This window comes from Desulfothermus naphthae, from assembly GCF_054657475.1.
Genome location: NZ_BAAHYQ010000001.1, coordinates 1,127,647 through 1,148,760, shown reverse-complemented (window position 1 = coordinate 1,148,760; position 21,114 = coordinate 1,127,647). Strand labels below are relative to the sequence as shown.

Here is a 21,114-nt window from a genome sequence, read left to right as displayed (position 1 = left end):
TTGAATGTACTTGTTTTTAATAGAGAATGAAATATGGAAAATATATGGAATTGGTTCAAGTGCTGATAGGTGTGAAGTCCTAGAAGAGATGGAGTTTTTGAGTCAAAATTTTGAAAGAGATGTAGTAAAAATGGTTGCTATTTTAGACAGGGCAGCAAAGACTCCCGAAGGTCCAAGATGTTTCCCAACTGAAATTTCTCATCAAGTGGATAAAGAGAATAGCATTTGGCAGTTTACATCTGGCAGGTTACGTTTATTATGGTTTTATGATGAAGGGAGGGTTATTATATGCACTAACATTTTTATAAAAAAAGGGCAAAAAACACCACGAAAAGAGAAGGAGCGGGCAATCAAATTAAAGCAACAGTATTTTACTGCTAAAAGAAATGATAAATTAATAGTTATAGACGATGAGGACTAACGATGAAAAAGATAAAAAGAATCAAAAATTTTTTTAAAGAGATTAAAAAAACTGATTCTTATATAGCTGAGCAAACAAAATTAGATTTTATAGTCCAGATATACAAACTGATGCAAGAATCTAACATAACACAGAAAGAATTTGCTAGAAAATTAGGTGTTACCGAAGCATATGTTTCTAGAATACTTAGGGGAAATATAAACTTCACAATTGATACAATGGTAAAATTAACAAGAGCGCTTAATTCTAATTTACATATAAAGATTGTTCCTGAACAAAGCATTGATATCATTTCTTCTTTTAAGAGAAGAAAGGAAGTCAGAATAATGGGTGCTGAAAAGTAAAGTTTTATTAAAAAAGGCAGAAAGTTATGACTAACAAAGCTCAAAACAAGGAAATGTTGGGCTTAATTTTGACATTGAGGAATCTTTAAAACAATATGAAATATCCACTCGAAAATTTAACAGATAAGGAATTTGAAGACCTTGTCGTTTTAATTTGTGAAAGAATTTTAGGAATGGGAACCATTAACTTTTCAGTGGGTAAAGACGGTGGAAAAGACGCTAAATTTAGAGGAAAAGCAAACTGTTTTCCAAGCGAATCTGAGCCTTGGGATGGGAAAATAATCATCCAGGCCAAGCATACACAAAGACCAAATGCTAGTTGTTCTGATCCTGATTTTAAAAGCATTTTAAAAAATGATGTTGTTCCATCAATAAGGAAACTCAAAAAGAATGGAGAAATTGATTATTACTTACTTTTTACAAACAGAAAGTTAAGTGGTATTCAAGAGGCTAAAATAGAAAAATTTTTAGAGGAAGCAGTATCAATAGAAAATAGGGTTATTGGTCTTGAAAAAATATATCTATGGTTAGAGGAATATCCAGAGATAGCAAAAATTGCTGATTTAAATAAACTGCTTTTACCTCTTCAATTTGATGAAAGTGATTTAAAGATAATTATAAATGCATTTAACAAAAGCATCCAAAGTAATAAAGAAACAATAAGTAAAGTATTAAAAGAAATTAAAAGAGTTGATATAGAGAAAAAAAATGAATTAAATAGATTAAGTAAAAATTATTTTGATAATGTAATAAAAAAGAATTTAATCTATTTTCAACAAATAGAAGGATTTCTAAAAAATCCAATTAATAAAGAGTTTAAAAATAAATACTTAAATACTATTGATGATATAAATGCTATAATATCTTTACATAGAGAACAATATGATAAATTTGAATTTATACTAGAATATTTATATAACTTTGTTTTAAATAGTAGTCCCGAATTAAAGGATAATCGTAGATTAGTTCGCTTATTTTTACATTATATGTATTACTATTGCGATATTGGAGAAGAAGTGAAAAAGGGACATAAAATATGATTACTCCAACAAAGCATACAAATATAAAATATTCAATCTTATATATTGCTAGTAAGATATTAATTCACTTAAAAAAAGAAAATATCATTAAACTTGATGACCTTGTGAATTTATTAGTTGATGAATTAGGAAAAGAGGTAAAAAATAATATTAATATCTCTTTAACCTTTCTATATGCTTTAGACAAAATTCAGTATATAAAGGAATTAGATGCAATCACATTGATTAATGGAAATAATGAACAATGAAGATAAGTAAAATATATGCGAATAAAAATTTTAAAAACATTGAATTTAATGAAAATTTCAATGCTGTAGTCGCTTTCATTGCAAGTAATAAAAAGAAAGATACTCATAATCTTGGGAAGACTTCATTAATTAGAGTAATTGATTTTTTGTTATTATCAAAGATTAATAAGAAACAAGATAAATTATTCAGCAATGATATATTCACTGGTCAAGTTTTTTACGGAGAATTTAAATTAAATAATGGAAAATATTTAATAATAAAACGTAGCGTAGATGCACCAACTAAGATTTCTTTCAAACTTAACAATAGCAAACTTAAAGGGTTTATAACTAATATTAAGTGGGATGTTGAAAATTTAGCCTTTGAAAAAGCTAAAAAACAATTAAATCAGTATCTATCTTTTGATGTTCTTCAAAAATGGAATTTCAGAAAGTCTATCACATATTTTTTGAGAACTCAGCAAGATTATTTAGATGTTTTTAAGTTAAATAAGTTCAAAGGCAAGGACAAAAACTGGAAACCTTTTGTTTTTGAATTGTTAGGATTTAATAGTGACTTAATAGAAGAAAAGTTAAAAATAGAAGAAGAGATCAAAGAATTAGAAAAAAAACTTCAAATTCTTGAATCTGAGGCCCAAATAGATACTTCTGAAAAAGATAAACTTGAAGGACTGCTAGAAATTAAACAAAGTGAGTTGTTAGAAGTTGAAAAATTAATTGATAAATTTAATTTTTATAGAGAGGATTTGGAAACAAATAAAATTTTAGTAGAACAAATTGACAATAAACTACAAGCTCTCAATACTGATAGATATAGAATATCCTTTGAAATAGATAAAATTAATAGGTCCTTAGAAAATATCATTGATGATGTTGATATAGATGAAATAAATACCTTATTTAGTGAGCTAAATATTTATTTCCCAACAGAACTAAAGAAAAGTTATGAAGAATTAATTAAATTTCAAAAGACAATAACTTTAGAAAGAAAGAAATATCTTTCCCAAAATTTACAAAGATTAAAAGACGAATATAAAGAAGTAGATGCAAAGATAAAAGCATTAGAGGAAGAAAAAAGTAATTTGTTATCGTTGTTGGTCCAAAAGGATAGTTATCAAAAGTTTAAAGAATATCAAAGAAAACTTACACAAATTAAAGTAGAGATAGAAAGAATAAAGGATAAACTTAGATCAATTGATAAATCCTTGCTATTAGAAAAAGAAATAGAGAAAAAAAGAGAATTACTTAAACAAAAAATTGAAAAATTAAAAAAGGAAATATCAGAGAGAAAGCACTCTAACATTAATAAAATATTTAACTCAATTTTAAAGAATATTTTAGATACAAATGCTTTAATTTCTTTAAAATTAAACAAGAAGGGCAATATTGAATTTTCTGCTGATTATCAAAATCCAAATGATTTAATAAAAACATCAGAATCGCAAGGAACAACATATAAGAAACTTTTATGTGTAGCTTTTGATTTAGCCTTACTTATTCATTATTCAAATAAGTCTTTTTATAGATTTGTTTATCACGATGGAGTTTTTGAGGGGCTGGATGATAGAATTAAAGTTAGATACATTAATTTTATAAAAAATATATGCAAAAAATATAATATTCAGTATATTTTAACCTTGATAGATTCTGATTTGCCAAAGGGTAATCAAGATATTATTGCCAAAGAAGATATTTGTTTAAAGCTGAATGATAAGGATGACAGTGGCAAGTTATTTTTAGCCAGTTTTTAATAAACATACCCCTAATGCCTCAAGATTTGTCTTAGTTTTCTAGAATCCATCCATCCCCCCTGGTCTTCTCAGGGGGGATTAAAAAAACCCTACAAAAACCAAAAACCCCACAAACCCCATAAAAACCCCAGACTTATCACTTTGCCTTTGATATATATGCAATATGTCATACCTAGATTTAGCAGAACTCAAAGACAAATTAGAACGCACAAAGGCACGGTTAGAAAAGGCCGAAGAGGCTGCCACTTATGAGATTGGCTCAGTCAGGGTTGAGCGCAATCTTAAAGAACTCAGACAAGAAGTGGCAAACCTTCAGATGCAAATAGCCATTTTAGAAGGCAAAACCAGGAGCCTGGCTAAACTGTGAAGATTGTCAAAAAAATAGAAAATTTTATAGATAATGCTATTTGTGTTTTTGCCCCTATTTACGGACAAAAGCGGAAGGCTGCACGTTATATTTTATCCTATCAATCAGCACTGGCAAACCGTTTAAGAACTGATTGGGTGCTTGGAGCTTCTGAATCTGCTGACAGTGAACTTCTCCCTGTTCTGGATGTGTTACGGAATCAAAGCAGGGAGCTTAGGCGTAACAATGGAATAATCTCTGGGATATTAAATACTTTTACAACCCATATAGTTGGACATGGAATTTCTTATTATCCTCAGCTCAATGAAAAAAGACTGGGTCTATCACCTGACCAAAAGACAGAACTTGAATATCAAATTAAAAAAATTTGGAAAAAGCACTCAAAATATTTAGACCTTACAGCCAGACTCCATTTTAGAGAAATTCAACACCTAATTATCCGCAAAATTTTAGAAGATGGCGAAATTTTTTTAGTAAGACATTATCGTGAAAGGCCTTATGCTCCTTTAGGTCTGTGTTTTGAGATTGTAGAAGCAGATAGAGTTGAAACGCCACCAAATGCTTCTAAATCAAAAGACATAAGACGGGGAATTGAGCTTAATAAAGATGGAGAGCCTGTAAAATATTACATCTTAAAAACACATCCTGGAGACGCCTCAGATAATAACCAGGAATTTGTTACCATCCCAGCTAGAGACGAAAAAGGTGAGCCTTTAGTTTATCATCTTTACTGGCAACTCAGACCAGGCCAGACAAGAGGCGAGCCCTGGTTTACTCCAATTTTAAACCTTATGTATGACCTGTCCAGATATAGAGAGGCAGAAGTAGTTGCCGCAAGGATAGCTGCTTGTTTTGCTGCTTTTATTAAATCTGAAAATGCTCCTTTCTATCAAATAAGGGCCACTGAGGAAGAGGATTCTAAAAGGGTGGAACAATTTTATCCTGGGATGATTGAATATCTCAGGCCTGGTGAAGATGTTGTGGTTGCTGATCCCAAAAGGCCCAATCCTAATTTAGATAAGTTTATTGAGCAGATAGTAAGAGAAATTGGAGCCAGTCTTGGACTTCCTTATGAGCTGGTAATGAAAGATTTCTCCAAGACAAACTATTCCAGTGCTAGAGCTGCAATTAACGAAGCGATTAAGTTATTTAAATACTGGCAGGTCTGGCTTATAGATTACTTTTGCCAGCCTGTTTTGGAGCTCGTCTTAGAGGAAGCCTGGGCAAAGAATTTATTCCCAGTTTATGATTTTTTGGAAAAGAAAGATGAATATTGCAATGCCAACTGGACACCGCCTGGATGGCGCTCTGTAGATCCTCTTAAAGAGTCAAACGCCAAAAAGACCAATCTTATGTATGGGACAACAACCCTTGCAGATATTGCAGCAGAAGAAGGCAAAGACTGGGAAGAACTTTTGGAACAGCAAAAAAGAGAACAGGAGAAAAGGCAAGAGTTAGGTCTGGAATATCCTATATTTGGAGGAAAACAAAATGGGGGAAAATAATAATAAAACAAGAACAGAAAAGAAAGGCGAGAAACAATTTCTCAGCGTTCCAAAGGATGCGCTTAGACTTGGTGAAACTCTTAGCTGTTCTTTTGCTTTAAGCGAAAAAAATGAAGACGACGACACTCCAGGTATTCCATTTGAAATGACGGTCTACTCTGGAGAGATAATCCCCAATCATTGGTGGTGGGGAAATCTGGCGATAGATGTAGAAGGAATAGACATATACAAACAGGAACTACCTGTTTTAAGAGACCATGAGTCAGATAGAATCGTTGGATACACAAAGGAAATTAAAGCAAAAGAGGGAAAAGTTAAGGTTAAAGGTTATATTCTGGAAGACACAGAAGACGGACAGGAAGTTGTCAAGCTTTCTCGCAAAGGTTTCCCCTGGCAGGCCAGTATGTATATCCCGCCATTATCAATAGAGAAAGTAGAACCAGGTGGATCAGCAGAAGTTAATGGTAAAATATTAAGAGGTCCAGGAACAATTTTTAGACAATCTGTTTTAAGAGAGTGTTCCTTTTGTGTCCTGGGGGCGGATAAGCATACCGAGGCAAAAGCCTTTGCTGATTCAGATAAACAAAGTCTGGAAATAGAAGTTTTTAATTCTAATCACGAAGAAAAGGAGGGTGAAAAAGTGTCAATAGAAAGCATAGAACAATTAAAGGAGCAGTATCCTGAGCTATGCAACAAGCTCGCACAAGAGGCAATAGCTCAGGAAAGGCAGAGGATTTTGGATATTCAGTCAGCAGCTTTTGAAGGGCAAGAGGAGCTGGTGAAAAAACTCGTTGAAGAAGGAACTTCAGTTGAAGAGGCAGTTAAACAATTGAATCAGGACTTTAAAGAGAAGATAGCGCAGAAAAAAGAGGATGTTCTGAATAATTTTAAGGAGAGCGATCCACCTACTGTAGGTTTTGGAAAAGAAGAAAAAAACGAAACCAACGATACAAACAAAAGCAAAAAAGATGAATTAGAGGAAGCTGTAGATAATTGGTTAGGTAAAGACAATAAGCAAGAATAAAAGAGGAGGGGAAAATGGCTGGAACTTTAGGAATAACAACAGAAGAAATGCCTGAACTAAGTATTTTAATCGCAAGTGAAACTCACCTGGCAAAGCAAATAACCATAGCTTCAGGGGCAGGAAAGCTGAAGCGTGGAACAGTGCTCGGAATAAATACTTCTACATACAAATACAAGCAATTAGACCCTTCTGCCTCTAATGGGACAGAAATAGCCAGAGCTATTCTAGTTGAGGACGTAGATGCCTCTAGTAATGATGTAAATGCTCAGGCATTTTTTGTAGGTAAATATAGATTGTCTGATTTAATCTGGCCTGATGGTATTACTGATGATCAGAAAAATGCAGCTATCCTGCAACTTCAGGATAGGGGGATAATCGTTGAATAAACAAAAAGGGGGAAAAGGAAATGCCAGTAGCAATGGATAGCAATTTTTTTATAGTGGCACTTAGGAAGACAATTTTTAATATACAGCCACAAAATACAAAATTGTTTGATAGATATTTTAGACCAAATCTATCTTTTGCTGATAGCGATAAAATAACCTTTGATATTTATGAAGGCAGCCCTGGGTTGTTAAAGAACTTGTCTATTTTTGAACCTGCACAGATTGTAGATAAAGGGAATAGAAAGGCAATTACAGTCATAGCACCCAGGTTGGCCCCAAAGACCTTTTTTGCAGCAGCAGAATTTAACAGAGTTGCAACAATAGCAAGTCAGTTTGGTGCAAGAAAAGCCAGAGAAACCTTCCAGCAGAAATTTGAAAGGGAATTGCAAAACTCAGTGATGGCCAAGATAGAAACAACACTGGAATTCTGGGCATCTAGGGCACTAAAGGGAAAGATTTATGATGCTGATCTTTCAACTGTGCTAGTTGATTACAACATGCCATCTTCTCATTTGCCAACAACGGATTGGACAGATGCTTCCAGTAATCCAATAGAGGACATAAGAGACTGGAAGGCCCTGATTGAAAAGGATGTCAAAGCACCTGTGGTTGGTTATGAGGCTATTTGTGGTCAAAAGGCCATGAATGCACTTCTAAAAAATGATGCGGTTCTAAAATTATTGCAGTATCAGAGAGGAGCCAGAATGGCAGAACAGGGAGATGTGGAACGACTGGTTGGTGTCACTATTGAAGAATATAACGCCACATTTACAGATAAAAATGGTAATAGCGTCCCATATATTCCAGAAAATGCTTTTGTGCTGGTAGCGCAGCTTAAGACAAATGATGTATTTGATTGTCCATATGCTCCAGTAATTGACCTTAAGGCAAAAGGTGGAGTTGGCTCAAATCAGCCTATGAGCGATTTTATCTTTAGAAAGATATGGGAAGAAGAAGATCCTTCAGGCGTATGGGTCAAGCTGGAGACAAGACCATTACCTGTGGTGAGACGTCCAGCAGCTATCGTTTATGCAACCGTTACATCGTAGAACGTAGAACCTAATTTAAAGTTCAACGTTCAAAGTTCAACGTTCAACGTTTAAGAAACCTAGAACTTAGAACATAGAACATTAAACATAGAACATAGAACATAGAACCTAATAAAAAAGTGAGGTTTGTAAATGAGCGATGATCGGCTGGAGCAATTAATCACCAGTATCCATGAATTGAAAGAAGGCCAGGACTGCCTTCAAAGAATGATGATGGAGATAAAGGTTGAGTTTGGGAAAATAGAGGAACGTTTGCAAAATGGCACAAGAAGATTTGACCAGATAGATAGATGTTTTGACGGTATAGACAAGCAGTATAGTGGTTTAGAAGAAAGGGTGCGTAAATTAGAAAACAAATTGTCGGCTGTGTATGCAGTGGCAGGTGTTATTGGAGCATCGGCAGGAATATTGCCTCAACTTTTGGCATTTTTAATAAAACACTAATGAGGAGGATAAAAATGGAGAATATAATGAATATCATTTTTGCAGAAATTATGCATTTTAAACAGGCTTCGCAGGATAAAAAAATCACTGTAGGTGAAGTCGTAGAGGCGCTAAAGATAGCAGTAGAGAAAACAGGTCTTTCTGATAAAGTTATAATAGATTTAGATAAGGTTTAAGATGATATTAGAAGATATATGGAACGCTGATGTTAATGATGTTCTATTTAGTGATTTAGGCAAAACTGTTTCTTATAAAAGAAACGATGTAGAATATCAAATAACAGCTTTGATTTTAGAAGGTAGTTTAGATTCACAAGAAGAACTTTCTGTTGAATCTAAAGCTACAATATATGTATCGGCAAAAGAAATAGAAGAAAAGGGACTGGAAATGGTTTATCCTCATGATATTATTGCAGACAGATGGGAGGTTGAAAGGAGAAATAAGGTCGGAGGATTATGGGAATTAATTTGTTATGATGTGGTAAGGCCAAGACCATGAATGAGAAATTGATTACAGAGATATTATTGGACATAAGAAATGCAATTATAAACAGCGAGGCCATACAAGATTTTTGTTTCCAGAAATACACCAAAGAAATAAAAGTCTTTTTGGGAGCAGACGAGAGAGATTTGCCTGAAATAAACAACTGTCCATATATCTTATTAGATAGAGGCAAAGCAAAATTGCAAAATGACAATACTTTGAGAGAGATAGAATGCGATTTTTATATTTTTATTTGTATTTATCAGGCAGACATTCAAGATGATGGGAAAGGGCTTATTTATTCTGGAATATTAGAAATAGATCAGTTGGCTCAGCTAATAAGACAAGAAATAAGCAAAAATGTAGTTGCTCCTATAGAATTTGTGGAAGAAGAAATTCCAAGCATCAGTGAAAATGCTCCACTGAGACAATATCCAGTATATTTTCAATTTGAGAAAGCAAATATTAAATTACGTGAAAGGAGAGACTCGTGAAGCTTTCACAAGAAATTTTTAATAGGGTTTTTGATGAACAATCTCAATCTTTGCGCACAACAAGTGGAAGTGCAAGTACTGTTGGTAAAACCCTTCGACTTGAATACGATGCGAATGGAAATGTTATATACAAAGGGGAAGCAGACCCTGGATCTTCTACATCTGATCCCGTGTGGAAAATAGAAAAATATGAGTATGACGCAAACGGGAATTTAATTGCTGTGCTCTTTGCAGAAGGCACAGCAGATTTTGATAAAGTGTGGGATAATAGAGAATCATATAATTACTTATAAGGAGTGATTATGAATTATGAAAAGATAGAAGAACTTCTCATTTTACACGAGGGTAAAAAGAAATTTGTTTACAGATGTCCTGCAGGGAAACTTACTGTTGGTGTTGGCAGAAACTTAGAGGACAAGGGTTTGTCTGAGGATGAGATAGAATATTTGCTTCAAAATGACATCAAGGAATGCATTTCGGATTTAACAAAAATTTTTGATAATTTCTTTAAATTAGATGATGTGAGACAGGCGGTTTTAATAGATATGCGATTTAATCTTGGACCAACGAGGTTCCGTAGTTTTAAGCGTATGATAAAGGCAGTAAAAGAACAGGACTTTCAAAGGGCAGCAGAAGAGATGAAGGATTCAAAATGGTTTAAACAAGTAAAACAAAGAGGACAAAGATTATATGAAATGATGAAGACAGGCAAGTGGTGGGAGTAAAAGATGCCATATAAATTTAATCCGTTTATCAAAAATTTAGATTGGTTTGAGAAAAGCATCCAGAACAGCGATAGCGATTGTATTGGCGTAAATCCTTATTTGTTCCCATATTCTATGGATGGGTCTTTAACAACTATCAATGTCTTTTATTCTGCTGAAGAAATTTTTAATGCCCTGTCGTGGACTATACCTGAAGGTACAGAAGTCATTGTGGATGACTCTGATTGGAAAAACACAATCCTTTGCAAATTCAATGGAATTTTTTGCAGCATACAAGGAAGATTACCCTTTGAGCAACCGTTAAATAGGGTGCATGTGTATTCGTTGTATTTTGTACATAATCCTGAACATTATGAGTTTAGGGTTGAAGCAGTAAATAATGCAAATCGCTATTCTTTAAGAAAATTGAGTCCAGATGGGACGCTACAGATATATAAATATTGGAGTGGTTCGGAAACAATTTTAACTTCTACAACCTTTCCAAATAGTGCAGGATATAAAGTATGCTCTTTTTATGCTGGGAATATTCCGTATGTTAAACAGACTATTTCCCTTAGATCTGAAAGTCAGAACACAACTTCTCTGGAATCTTCTGATACAGATATAACTTCTTTTGACGCTATAAACCTTTTTATGCATTCCAGAGTAGAAGGAAACAATCTTAATATAAGAATTGTTCCGCCCTTAATAATAAGGGGAATATAAAAGGAAGACACAATGGCAGGATTTTTAGGAAAAGGCGATGTTTATATACAGGGCGTTTGGATTTCTGATGCATGGCGGAAGCCTTTCAGAAAGACAAGACGGGGACAGCAACATAATAAAACCTAAAATTTGCATCATAAGATAATGTTTAGCTTGACAATATAGTGAATTAATGGTATAAAGTGTTTCAAATAGGAAGTATGAAGGAGGCACTGATTCTATGCGTAGATTCCATGTTAAGTTCACTGAAAAAAATCTTACGGGCAACGCCGGACTGGTATTGCTGGGCCTGTTTGCTGACAAACTGAAGCTTCCCAAGATGCTTGAGCAACACATTACTATTAAGCGGGGAGCTACCGCACAGTATAAGGTTTCCGACATTATCATGATTTTGATGATGGCAGTGTTAGCTGGGGCTAAGCATATGAGCCATGTATTTATCCTAAGATCTGATTTAGCATTGAGGTCGCTTTTTAAATGGGAAAGGTTTCCTGACTATACTACCATAAATCGGGTTTTTAAGTTGTTTAATCCCCGACATTGCAATGAGCTCTCCGATGTAGAAACAAAAGTGCGCAAAAAGGTTTGGGGTAAAAAATGGTTTAGCCGCATCACTTTAGATTTGGACTCTACAGTGCGTGGGGTGTATGGGAAACAGGAAGGTGCCGAGAAGGGTTACAACCCCAAGAAGCCAGGACAAAGGGGATATCATCCGCTACTTTGCTTTATTGCTGAGACGCGGGAATGTCTTCACAACTGGTTTAGAGCCGGAGATGCTTATTCAGCCAATGGTTGTGTAGAGTTTATGCAAGAGTGCTTTGCCAAGCTTCCAAGGAGAGTCTGGAAAATTATTGTACGTGCAGATTCCGCCTTTTTTAATGGAGAACTTTTAGACTACTTAGAAGAGGCTCATGCTTTGTACTTAATCAAGGTTAAGATGCGAGGACTCACTCAGCTTTTAGAAGCTCAGAAATGGCACAAGGTTAAAAATAGACCTGGCTATGAGAAGACCGAATTCACATACAAATGTGAGAGGTGGAAACACCCCCGCCGGTTTGTGGCCGTACGTCAAGTAATAGAGAGCAAATTTAGTTGCTTTTTTTTCAGCGTTACAAAGACTGAGTATGATTATTTTTGTTATGTAACAAATATGAACCTGAGTCCCTGGGACGTCCACAGGTATTATTGCCAACGGGGGGCCAGTGAAAACTGGATTGAGTGGTGTAAGGGACAGATGGCCTCTGGAAGCATTTTGACACAGGATTTTTGGGCCAACTCCGCCATATTCCAGACCTGTATTCTGGCTTACAATCTACTGGTTTGGATGATGTGGCTCAACGATGAAGATGGTTTTAGAGAAGAGCCCAACACAATCCGCATGTTTCTAATCCATGTTCCAGCTCGGCTGATGCATGCGGGACGACAATGGTTCCTTCGATTATCGAGGGATTATTTTTTCAAAGAACGTTGGATAAAGATAGAAAATTCCATCCGGTCATTACAATTTGCTTAATCTTTTTTTGAGAGTATCCTCCAAAATAGGATTTTGCGTAAGTCCATGTGCAGTGGTGTGCCTTTACACACCCGTAAAGAGTGCCACTGACCGCAGCTTCTACCTGAAAAAGCCTTCCAAGTCACAATGAGGGAGACATATCCTTTAACATAACAGCTCCATATCTAGGTATCTCTGTCCAGAACAATCAGTTGCTTACGATTGAACTGTAATTGCAGATTTTAGGTAAAATATAAGGAGGCTTAACATGGCAGGATTTTTAGGAAAAGGCGATGTTTACATAGACAGAGACTTAAAAGGCCAGTTTAAGCTACTTGGCAACACCACCAAATTTGCAATCTCAGAAACCGAGGCAGAAGTTAAAGAGCGTGTGTCAAAGATGAGAGATACCTATGGTTCTGCACTGGATACAGTTATTATCCCTAAACCAGCAAAGATAAGCCTGGAACTCAATGATATTGATGCTGAAAACATGGCTCTGGCTCTAAGGGGTTTAATTGAAATTATAAATGTCAGTGCTGGATCTATTAGTGGAAAGGATTTTAATGTCTCTGAACTGGATGTATGGTTAGATATGGGAAATACAAATATTTCAAATCTTGTGGTGAAAGACCAATCAGGTACCACAACTTACAATGAAAATGATGATTATGTTGTAAATACAAGGCTAGGGCTAATAAAATTTTTATCCTCTGGAGCTGTTTCTAAAGGCGATACTGTTAAATTATCATACGATTATGGAGCTGTAACAGGAAAACGCATCAAGGCTGGAAGAGTAACAGAGATAGAATGTGCCCTGCTTTTAGATGGGCAGAACATGACAAATGGCAAAGACTGCAAAGTGAGAGTGTTTAAGTGTAAGCTAAGACCTGGAAGTGAAGTGGACTTTCTTATGGATGACTTTCAGAGTCTTTCTCTGGAAGGAACTTTAGTAGTGCCAGAGGGTAAAACTGAAGCTTATCATGTGGAATACATAGATTAAATAAGGAATAAACATGAAGCGTAATTGGGCTTTAATAAAACAAATTCTTGAGGCCCTGGAAGAAAAGTCCATAGATGATGTTCTCAGGCCAAAGGAGATAGAAGGCTACAGTGAGGAAGAGGTCTCATATCATCTATTGTTACTGCATGAGGCAGGATTGATAGTGGCAAAATGTCAGGGCCAAAGACCTGGGCAAAAAATTTTTTGCCTGGGCTTGCGTATAACCTGGGAGGGTTATGAACTCCTGGAGGCTATGCGTAGCAAAAGACTATGGAATAGATTAAAAGAGAGGCTTTCTCAAGCAGGGATTCAGGTCTCTTTAACTGCTATAAAAGCAGTAATATCTGAAATCACGAAGGAAATAGTGACATAGAACTTGTTATTAAAGTTCAACGTTCAAAGTTCAACGTTCAACGTTTAAGAAACCTAGAACCTAGAACATTGAATATAGAACATTGAACATTGAACCTAATTTAAAGTTCAACGTTCAAAGTTCAACGTTCAACGTTTAAGAAACCTAGAACCTAGAACATTGAACATTGAACATAGAACATTGAACCTAGAAAGGGATAGACATGATAAGAAAATACAAAGAGATTAAAATAGAAGATGAGACTATTGTAGTAAAAGAAATGACCATTGAAGAAATAGAGATGCTCACCCCTTTATTTGAAAAGATTGTAGAATTGGAAGAAGACATTTCAGATAAAGAAATGGTGAAGTTTATCCAGGAACACTTTAATCTTTTTAAAGGTGTGTTGAAAAGATGTGTAGAACCAGACATTTCTAAAATTGGGATGTCTTATGTGTTAGAGATTATTAAAAGTTTTTGCGAGGTTAATAAAGATTTTTTCGTTCAGGTAAAAGGTCTTCTTCCAATTTAAACTCTAATTTTAGAAAAGAGCTCGCTAAAGCATGTTGTTTTTTACTCATGTATGGCCATCAGGACGTCTATCAATATGGATGGACTTGGTTTCTGGAATGCGTGGAACAAGTCCAAATAATCCACAAATAAGAAGAAGAAATAAAAGCAAAACAGGGGCAAATAAAATAGTATAGATAAAAATCATCACAATAACTTTGGCCCACATAATATGCTGATATGCCCCTAAATAACCACAAATTAGAAGAAAAAAGGCAGCAAGACTATATTTTTCTTTAGCTATGAAAGATTTAAACCTAGCCATAAAAATTAATGTAGATTCAAAAGAGAGCCAAGTCAACCTCTCTTCTCTAAAAAAATCTTTTTCTGATTTTGTAAAAGAAATAAAGAAACCACTGGGCCAGATAAACTCCTTTGTTAGCCTTAAAAAAGAGATAAAAAAGACAGAAGATGAATTTGCAAAAGTTCAGGAGAGGATAAAATCTCTTGCAAAAGAATTAAAAACAACCGATAGGCCTTCAAAAGAGCTAGTCTCTAATTTTGAAAAGGCCAAAAAGACAGCTCGTCAATTAAAAGAGAGACTAAGGGAACAACAAGAGACTCTTGCTAATTTAAGAAAAGAACTCCATGCCTCTGGAATTTCTTCCAGGGATCTTGCTTCTGCTCAATCTGCTCTGACCAAAAAACTTAAAGAAGCTAAAAAGGCCTTTGAAGAAGAGGCAAAAATAGCCAGTGCCAGAGATTTGCTTGGCATTAAACCTCATTCTGAAATCTTTCAAGATATAGAGAAATTAAAAAAAGCTTACAAAGATTTAAGCACTTCAGGAAAACTCTCTTTTGGGGAACTTGCCCAGGCTAAGGTAAGGTTAAATCAACAAATAAAGGAGCTTAAAGCATCTACAAATGGCTGGGTGCAGGCCCTTAGCATGGCAAAAGCAGAACTTGTGGAAATAGGCGCTGCTGTAGCTTCTTTTGCAATTAGTATCAGACAGGCAATTAAATTTGAGTCCGCAATGGCAGATGTCAGAAAAACAGTGGATGCTACTCAGGAACAGTTTAGAAATTTGAGAAAGGAGATTTTAGAACTTGGCCGTGTTATCCCTCTGTCCCATCAAGAACTTGCCAAAATAGCTGCCTTAGGTGGTCAACTTGGTATTCCTGTTGAAGATATAAAGGAATTTACTGAAGTTACAGCTAAAATGGCAACTGCCTTTGATATGACCGCAGAAGAAGCAGGCACGGCAATAGGTAAGCTGAAAAATGTATTTAGTCTCTCTATTCAGGAAATAAAATCTTTTGGAGATGCCATAAACCGTCTTGGGAATACCACAGCAGCTAGAGAAAAAGATATTATTGAGGTCCTGCTTAGAATTGGAGGTTCAGCAAGGCAATTTGGCATTACAAAAGAACAAGCAGCGGCTTTAGCGGATGCAATGCTTGCGCTTGGCAAAACTCCAGAAGTTGCAGCAACTTCTATAAATGCCCTTTTAAATCGTTTGCAAGGGATTGAGACTTTAACTCCAAAAGCAAAAAATGCCCTCAAAGTATTAGGATATACAGCAGAAAGTTTAGCCCGACAGATAAGAGAAAATCCCCAAAAGGCAATTTTAGACTTTTTAAATTCATTAAAACGATTAGATAAAGAATCCCGAACCATTGTAATAACAGAAATTTTTGGCAGGGAATTCCAGGACGATATTGCCCTTTTAGTAAATGGGATGGACGCTTATAAAAAGGCCCTTTCTGAGATAGCTGAAAAAAGCAAATATGCGGGGGCAATGCAAAAGGAATTCGCAACAAGGGCAGCCACTACAGAAAACCAATTACAGCTTTTAAAAAATAGTCTTTCTGAAATAGGAATAAACTTAGGAAGTTTTGTTCTCCCTGGTGTAAATTTTTTCATCTCAATTTTAAGAGAAATGTCAATTGAGATAGCTAAGGTGCATCCTTTATTGTTAGGGCTATTAGCTGCTTTTTTAGGATTTAAGTTACTGCGTCCTGCCTTTGAAAATTTAATAGACATCTTAAGACTCTTTTTTAGCAATATAACAAATATTGGACAAATCCAACAAATTGCAACAGAAATAGGGATTTTAAAGGCTTCTGTTGTAAGTCTGAGTAGTGCCCTTTCTGTGTTGGGTGCAATAGGAACAGCAGCATTTATTGGTTGGAATATCGGGAAAGTTATAGCTGAAATCAAGGTAGGTAAACGCACTATTGGAGATTGGGGCGCTTATTTTATGGCCTGGATTATGGATATTATAGCAGGACTCAAGACTCTTGCTGGATTATGGTGGGATTTTTCTTCTTTTAACTGGGGCAATTTTAAAAATAGATTAAATGACCTTAAGGCAGAGTTAGAATTAAACAAACAAGTGAGGGAAATGGCCTTAAAAGGAGAAAAAGATGTCCAGGCAGAAAAAAAGAAGACTATTGCTGAAATGAAAAAAGAGATGATGTTAAACCAGCAAAAAATAAATTTAGAACAAGAACTAGCTAGATGGCAATCAGAGCTCAGCAGACTAGAGACAAAACGTAAATTAATGGCAGAGGAGGCTACAAAGGCAGAAATACAGGGAATTAAAGAGATAATAAAAGGACTTGAAGAAAGAAAACGTAAGACAGAAGCCCTTTTAAATGAGTCTCTGCAAAAAGAGAAAGAATATGCAGAAGAAATAAAAAGGCAACAGCAAGAGATTTTAAATATTCAGGAAACAACTGAAGATAGGATTAGAGAGATTAGACGCAGGAGCATGACCCAAGAGGAGTTGGAAGCTGATAAACAAAGAGAATATTTTGAAAAATTAGAAAAGGCCAAAGAAGCATATTATCAGAAAAATTATAATCTGGCATTAAAATATGCCAGACAAGCTCAAGATGTTGCTGCAGGATTAAAGGACCAACAAGAAGCAATTGATAAAGTTAAAGAATCTGGTGAATTACTGAAGGAAATTCATGAACAAATAAAAGAAGAGGCAGAAGACAGCTTAGAGACACAAAAGGAAAAAACAAAAGAATTACAACAGAATATAACAACATTAAATGCTCAATTAGAAAAATACAAAAAAAAGCTAGAAGCTTTAAATTCCCAGCTCAAGCAGATATCAGAAAAGCCAACAATTACCCAAATAGATGCAGATATAGATAAAGCAAAGCAGAAGATTGAAGAATTAAAGGAAAAATTGTCGCAAATCAAAGACAAAACAGTGACTGTGACTATTGAACAGAGGACAGTTGAAACCCACCAATCTGGCGGTCTTGTTGGCTTATTTAGAGGAGGTAAGCTTCCAGGATATGGTGGAGGTGATAGAATAAAGGCCCTATTAGAAGCTGGAGAGTTTGTGGTCAGGAAAGAGGCTGTAAGAAAATATGGAGTGGGACTTCTTTCAGCGATAAATAACTTGCGATTTAATTTGCCTTCTCTTTCCCTGCCAGACCTAAAAATCCCAAAGATTAAAGGCCAGCAAGGCATTGATACAAAAATGTATAGAAAATTTGAAATCAATATTGGCGGAGCCAGATTAGAAGGCTTTGCCATGAAAGATATAATAGACGAATTTGAAAGACATTTAAGGAGGAGAAGGCTGTGCGGAGCATAACAAGGTATGACTGTATAAGAGGTTGTGAGATAACGTTAGTTTTAAATGACCACGATGAGGTGATTGGGGTTCAGGTGTTTTTTGAAGAGCCTGTTGACCTTTATAATTTTAAGATTGAGAACATCTTATCGCCCAAGAGTATGTTATCACCTAGAACTCAACCACGTATTATAAGGCCTACTCCTGGACCGCCTGAAGCTCATCAAATGACTTCACCAAGACCACCAATACCACCTTCTAGACCTGTAATAAGGAGTGGTGGTTGTGGAGGCAGTGACTACTCCTCGCCCTAAAGGACGAGGCTTCTACCGTACACCTTAACAAGGTGCTTGGAGAGACTGTAGCCCCAGTCTCAGAATATTTAGAGCTGCGTTATGGTCTCGATTAGCCACAAAACCACACTCAGGACAGACGTGAGTGCGAATTGATAGACTCTTCGAGACTACACAGCCACAATTGCTACAAATTTGTGAGGTTTGCCTGGGATTTACAAACAAAACTTTTTTACCCTGTTCCAAAGCTTTATAGATGAGAATATTAAAAAATTTGCTCCAACCAGCATCAAGAATGGACTTGTTGAGACCTGCTTTCCAGGATGCACCATTGGGAAGATATTTACCGTTCTCATCTTGTATTGGCTTAGGACGTCTGACCATATTTTTAATTTTAAGTTTTTCACACACAACGAGGTCAGTATGAGACAGAAGGAGATTAACGGTCTTATGCAAAAAATCGAGCCTGGCACATCTGATACGGTAATGAGTTTTTTGAATAGCCTTGAGGAGTTTATACCAGCGGGGAGTATATTTTCTCTCCCTGGAGAACCTGCGTTGCAACTTTCTAAGATTTTGCTCTTTTCGTCTCAGATGCTTCGGACAGGGCACATGGAGGCCATTGCTGGCATATACAAAGTCAAAAAGACCTATGTCTATCCCTATGGGTGGAAGTTCCTGCTTAGGCTCGACTTCAAGCTCTTGCTCGAAGGAGAAGCAGGCAAACCACTTGCCAGCCTCATAGGATATAGTCAGGGTCTTTATCTTTGCGTTAGTTGGGATTTCTCTATGATAGCGAATTTTAATTTGACCGATTTTGGGGACTCTAATGTATCCGTATCTACCTTCAACAACAGGTCTGTCATAGAATTGTGGATAGGTGATGGAGTTCCACTGTCCTCTCTTTTTATATTTTGGAAATCCCGGTATTTCACATTTTTTGACTCTACGGAAGAAATCTTTAAATGCTTTATCGAGTCTTTTGAGAACGTTTTGAAGAACCTGGGAATGTATAGACTTGAACCATGGACGTTCTTTTTTGAGTTGTGGAAGCCAATTTGCCTGGTGGTAGTAGTTAATGCTTTTCTTTGTAGATTGGTAAACTTCTATTCTTTCTTTGAGAGCCCAATTATAGAGGTAGCGACACATGGAGAACTGATTGAGAATACGTGTTTCCTGAGAACGTGTTGGATATATTCTGTATTTATATGCTTTTTTCATGTTTATTATTATACAAAACAAAAAGAAAAAAGACAAGCCTGCTACATCCCCTACCTAAAGGAAGGGGTCTTGCAGGCTTAAATTAGATAAATGATTAAGCTGGGAAACTTAGAATTACCACCTGATCTGGTTATTGAGGAGATATTTGATTTTATGGCTGCAGATGTTGAGAACACTATAACGGGCGATGAAGTGGTATTTTTGCAGCCAAAAAATGTTGAGAAAGCCTTTGATTTGGTGGCTACTGAAGAAAGTGGCTGGTTGACCAGACAGATGGTTGAAGAGCTGGCAGAAATGACAAAGCAGGTTGATAATTTAGTGTTAGATTATCATGGCGAGCAAATGTTGGTGCGTTTTAGATTTGAAGATAAGCCACCAATAGAATTTAATGCTATTAATCCAATAGCTGATGATTTAAGCAAGGTTAAATATTATGGGCGTATTAAATTAAAAGAAGTGTAAAAAATAAAGAGGAGGATTCTTTATGGCAAATGGAACAGTATTTAATTTGCCCTTACATGGCGTGAAGATACAGGAAGCCACAGAAGGTGTAGATATATTAACAGACTCTTTTGATGCTAATAATTATTTACAGGGTTTCTTTAGACCACCATATAAAGTGCTGGCTGAAGACACAAATATAAGTATTCCAGCAGCATCTGAAGGCCCAGGACAAATTGTTATGGAATATCTTAACATGGACATCTCTACTGTAAATGGTCTTGTTTTTATTGCTGAATTTCCAACTTATATCCCCCCACCAGGTTTAATGGCGGAACTGGAACTTATCCTACAGATAACTCTCTATTTTGGCGGAACTATATTTTTTGATGAACAAGAACCTTCTGTTTTTGACCATCATAACAGACCTAAAAATGTTTCAGGTGGAGGTTCAATTTTTGTTACTACACTTCCTATGAATGCTTTTGCTAATGCTCATTTTATCTCAGTTGCTGAGAAGGGTGATATCCATGTTACTATTAATAATGACAAAACAAGTGAAGTAATTACAAACCTTAAAATTTTAGGCCTTTATGAACAACCAGCTAACCAGATTAGTGTTTTTGACGTTGATACTGGAGGCGGTGGTGGAGGAGAAGGTTAATTTTAACGATAGTTATTAGCAAAAGGGGTATAAGATGGGACTGTTACTGTTATTTAATCAACAGCAAGAATCAGGTGGGCAGCAAACATCTATTATTCAACAAGACGAGATTTTAAAGATATTAAATATTCAGGACTCTGAAACAAGAGAAAATGTCCCGGTTTTAGGCTTTCAAACTGAATCAAATTATGTCCAGGGACTCATTGGGGTTACCATCCCTTTAAAATTTTATCAGGTAGGCAGTGGGTTAGCTGGAGGAGAACTTACTGATAAACTGGAATTAAGAGGCTTAACAAACCTGATTTTAAAGCTTAATTTTTCTGATCCATCATCAGTAGCGCAAATGAGAGTGATATTAGAAGATGTAAATGGGTTAAAAATAGTTTCAGAACTCATAGCTATAGCATCTACAAATGAACAAGAAAATGGCAAATATTTAGGAGAATATGGTATGTTCAAGACTCATGGAGCATCTTATGCGCAGCTTAAGATTGAAGCTATTTCAAGCGGGACATTGGATGTCTTTTTAGCGGAAACATAAATAGGGGGGAGT

General features: G+C 35.7%; 28 protein-coding genes. 26 read left to right on the top strand and 2 right to left on the bottom strand.

Annotated features, from left to right (window positions below; genetic code table 11):
- Positions 1 to 4 precede the first annotated feature (4 nt).
- The 21 genes from ACYQ1E_RS05540 to ACYQ1E_RS05440 all read left to right on the top strand — a co-directional run bounded on the left by ACYQ1E_RS05540 (position 5) and on the right by ACYQ1E_RS05440 (position 14,365).
- Positions 5 to 421 carry a type II toxin-antitoxin system RelE/ParE family toxin gene (locus tag ACYQ1E_RS05540; RefSeq protein ID WP_459876295.1) on the top strand — a complete coding sequence of 139 codons (417 nt, stop codon included), beginning with the start codon at positions 5 to 7 and terminating at the stop codon, positions 419 to 421.
- A 2-nt stretch (positions 422 to 423) separates the two neighbouring features.
- On the top strand, positions 424 to 765 hold the full coding sequence (locus ACYQ1E_RS05535; protein ID WP_459876292.1) for a helix-turn-helix domain-containing protein: 342 nt from the start codon (positions 424 to 426) through the stop codon (positions 763 to 765).
- A gap of 95 nt (positions 766 to 860) precedes the next feature.
- Positions 861 to 1,805 carry an ABC-three component system protein gene (locus ACYQ1E_RS05530; protein WP_459876289.1) on the top strand — a complete coding sequence of 315 codons (945 nt, stop codon included), beginning with the start codon at positions 861 to 863 and terminating at the stop codon, positions 1,803 to 1,805.
- Positions 1,802 to 2,053, top strand: coding sequence for an ABC-three component system middle component 8 (locus tag ACYQ1E_RS05525; protein WP_459876286.1), 252 nt, complete (start codon positions 1,802 to 1,804; stop codon positions 2,051 to 2,053). The genes ACYQ1E_RS05530 and ACYQ1E_RS05525 overlap by 4 nt, the downstream gene beginning before the upstream one ends.
- Positions 2,050 to 3,804 carry a DUF2326 domain-containing protein gene (locus ACYQ1E_RS05520; protein ID WP_459876283.1) on the top strand — a complete coding sequence of 585 codons (1,755 nt, stop codon included), beginning with the start codon at positions 2,050 to 2,052 and terminating at the stop codon, positions 3,802 to 3,804. Before ACYQ1E_RS05525 ends, ACYQ1E_RS05520 begins: the two co-directional genes overlap by 4 nt.
- A 163-nt stretch (positions 3,805 to 3,967) precedes the next feature.
- Positions 3,968 to 4,171, top strand: a complete 204-nt coding sequence (locus ACYQ1E_RS05515; RefSeq protein ID WP_459876281.1) for a hypothetical protein — start codon at positions 3,968 to 3,970, stop codon at positions 4,169 to 4,171.
- Complete coding sequence (locus ACYQ1E_RS05510) at positions 4,168 to 5,676, top strand: phage portal protein (RefSeq protein ID WP_459876279.1); 1,509 nt, start codon at positions 4,168 to 4,170, stop codon at positions 5,674 to 5,676. The genes ACYQ1E_RS05515 and ACYQ1E_RS05510 overlap by 4 nt, the downstream gene beginning before the upstream one ends.
- The gene (locus tag ACYQ1E_RS05505; protein WP_459876277.1) at positions 5,663 to 6,700 is read left to right on the top strand and encodes a hypothetical protein; all 1,038 of its coding nucleotides are present in this window, start codon (positions 5,663 to 5,665) and stop codon (positions 6,698 to 6,700) included. Before ACYQ1E_RS05510 ends, ACYQ1E_RS05505 begins: the two co-directional genes overlap by 14 nt.
- Positions 6,701 to 6,714: 14 nt before the next feature.
- Positions 6,715 to 7,086: a head decoration protein gene (locus tag ACYQ1E_RS05500; protein ID WP_459876274.1), complete on the top strand. Its 372-nt coding sequence runs from the start codon at positions 6,715 to 6,717 to the stop codon at positions 7,084 to 7,086.
- Positions 7,087 to 7,106: 20 nt separating this feature from the next.
- Positions 7,107 to 8,135 carry a major capsid protein gene (locus ACYQ1E_RS05495; RefSeq protein WP_459876271.1) on the top strand — a complete coding sequence of 343 codons (1,029 nt, stop codon included), beginning with the start codon at positions 7,107 to 7,109 and terminating at the stop codon, positions 8,133 to 8,135.
- 132 nt (positions 8,136 to 8,267) lie between these two features.
- Complete coding sequence (locus ACYQ1E_RS05490) at positions 8,268 to 8,579, top strand: hypothetical protein (protein ID WP_459876268.1); 312 nt, start codon at positions 8,268 to 8,270, stop codon at positions 8,577 to 8,579.
- A gap of 14 nt (positions 8,580 to 8,593) precedes the next feature.
- Positions 8,594 to 8,755 (top strand): hypothetical protein, encoded by a 162-nt coding sequence (locus tag ACYQ1E_RS05485; protein WP_459876265.1) that lies wholly within the window; start codon positions 8,594 to 8,596, stop codon positions 8,753 to 8,755.
- 1 nt (position 8,756) lies between these two features.
- Entirely contained in the window at positions 8,757 to 9,077 is a 321-nt protein-coding gene (locus ACYQ1E_RS05480) for a hypothetical protein (RefSeq protein WP_459876264.1), read from the top strand.
- On the top strand, positions 9,074 to 9,556 hold the full coding sequence (locus tag ACYQ1E_RS05475) for a hypothetical protein (protein WP_459876262.1): 483 nt from the start codon (positions 9,074 to 9,076) through the stop codon (positions 9,554 to 9,556). Before ACYQ1E_RS05480 ends, ACYQ1E_RS05475 begins: the two co-directional genes overlap by 4 nt.
- Positions 9,553 to 9,849 carry a hypothetical protein gene (locus ACYQ1E_RS05470; RefSeq protein WP_459876260.1) on the top strand — a complete coding sequence of 99 codons (297 nt, stop codon included), beginning with the start codon at positions 9,553 to 9,555 and terminating at the stop codon, positions 9,847 to 9,849. The genes ACYQ1E_RS05475 and ACYQ1E_RS05470 overlap by 4 nt, the downstream gene beginning before the upstream one ends.
- Positions 9,850 to 9,858: 9 nt before the next feature.
- Positions 9,859 to 10,281 (top strand): glycoside hydrolase family protein, encoded by a 423-nt coding sequence (locus tag ACYQ1E_RS05465; protein ID WP_459876258.1) that lies wholly within the window; start codon positions 9,859 to 9,861, stop codon positions 10,279 to 10,281.
- Positions 10,282 to 10,284: 3 nt separating this feature from the next.
- A complete protein-coding gene (locus tag ACYQ1E_RS05460) occupies positions 10,285 to 10,986 on the top strand; it encodes a hypothetical protein (protein WP_459876256.1) in 702 nt (233 codons plus the stop codon).
- Between the two features lie 220 nt (positions 10,987 to 11,206).
- Positions 11,207 to 12,499, top strand: a complete 1,293-nt coding sequence (locus ACYQ1E_RS05455; RefSeq protein WP_459874805.1) for an IS1380 family transposase — start codon at positions 11,207 to 11,209, stop codon at positions 12,497 to 12,499.
- A gap of 247 nt (positions 12,500 to 12,746) precedes the next feature.
- On the top strand, positions 12,747 to 13,481 hold the full coding sequence (locus tag ACYQ1E_RS05450; RefSeq protein WP_459876255.1) for a phage tail tube protein: 735 nt from the start codon (positions 12,747 to 12,749) through the stop codon (positions 13,479 to 13,481).
- A 13-nt stretch (positions 13,482 to 13,494) separates the two neighbouring features.
- Positions 13,495 to 13,854: a DUF2513 domain-containing protein gene (locus tag ACYQ1E_RS05445; protein WP_459876253.1), complete on the top strand. Its 360-nt coding sequence runs from the start codon at positions 13,495 to 13,497 to the stop codon at positions 13,852 to 13,854.
- Positions 13,855 to 14,056: 202 nt separating this feature from the next.
- Positions 14,057 to 14,365, top strand: coding sequence for a hypothetical protein (locus ACYQ1E_RS05440; protein ID WP_459876251.1), 309 nt, complete (start codon positions 14,057 to 14,059; stop codon positions 14,363 to 14,365).
- A gap of 45 nt (positions 14,366 to 14,410) precedes the next feature.
- On the opposite strand, the gene ACYQ1E_RS05435 is transcribed toward ACYQ1E_RS05440, so the two are convergent.
- Positions 14,411 to 14,668, bottom strand: a complete 258-nt coding sequence (locus tag ACYQ1E_RS05435; protein ID WP_459876249.1) for a hypothetical protein — start codon at positions 14,666 to 14,668, stop codon at positions 14,411 to 14,413.
- Here ACYQ1E_RS05435 and ACYQ1E_RS05430 point away from each other — a divergent pair.
- Together ACYQ1E_RS05430 and ACYQ1E_RS05425 are read left to right on the top strand one after the other, a co-directional pair.
- On the top strand, positions 14,646 to 17,963 hold the full coding sequence (locus ACYQ1E_RS05430; protein WP_459876246.1) for a phage tail tape measure protein: 3,318 nt from the start codon (positions 14,646 to 14,648) through the stop codon (positions 17,961 to 17,963). The two genes, ACYQ1E_RS05435 and ACYQ1E_RS05430, sit on opposite strands and share 23 nt — an antisense overlap.
- The gene (locus ACYQ1E_RS05425; protein WP_459876243.1) at positions 17,951 to 18,256 is read left to right on the top strand and encodes a hypothetical protein; all 306 of its coding nucleotides are present in this window, start codon (positions 17,951 to 17,953) and stop codon (positions 18,254 to 18,256) included. Before ACYQ1E_RS05430 ends, ACYQ1E_RS05425 begins: the two co-directional genes overlap by 13 nt.
- A 24-nt stretch (positions 18,257 to 18,280) precedes the next feature.
- On the opposite strand, the gene ACYQ1E_RS05420 is transcribed toward ACYQ1E_RS05425, so the two are convergent.
- Positions 18,281 to 19,456, bottom strand: a complete 1,176-nt coding sequence (locus tag ACYQ1E_RS05420; RefSeq protein WP_459876240.1) for an RNA-guided endonuclease InsQ/TnpB family protein — start codon at positions 19,454 to 19,456, stop codon at positions 18,281 to 18,283.
- A 90-nt stretch (positions 19,457 to 19,546) separates the two neighbouring features.
- Here ACYQ1E_RS05420 and ACYQ1E_RS05415 point away from each other — a divergent pair, with 90 nt between their 5' ends.
- Genes ACYQ1E_RS05415 through ACYQ1E_RS05405 form a run of 3 tightly spaced genes read left to right on the top strand, consistent with a single transcriptional unit; the run spans position 19,547 to position 21,102 of the window.
- Positions 19,547 to 19,918: a hypothetical protein gene (locus tag ACYQ1E_RS05415; RefSeq protein ID WP_459876237.1), complete on the top strand. Its 372-nt coding sequence runs from the start codon at positions 19,547 to 19,549 to the stop codon at positions 19,916 to 19,918.
- Positions 19,919 to 19,940: 22 nt separating this feature from the next.
- Positions 19,941 to 20,561 carry a hypothetical protein gene (locus ACYQ1E_RS05410; RefSeq protein ID WP_459876235.1) on the top strand — a complete coding sequence of 207 codons (621 nt, stop codon included), beginning with the start codon at positions 19,941 to 19,943 and terminating at the stop codon, positions 20,559 to 20,561.
- Between the two features lie 34 nt (positions 20,562 to 20,595).
- Positions 20,596 to 21,102, top strand: coding sequence for a hypothetical protein (locus ACYQ1E_RS05405; RefSeq protein WP_459876232.1), 507 nt, complete (start codon positions 20,596 to 20,598; stop codon positions 21,100 to 21,102).
- Positions 21,103 to 21,114 lie beyond the last annotated feature (12 nt).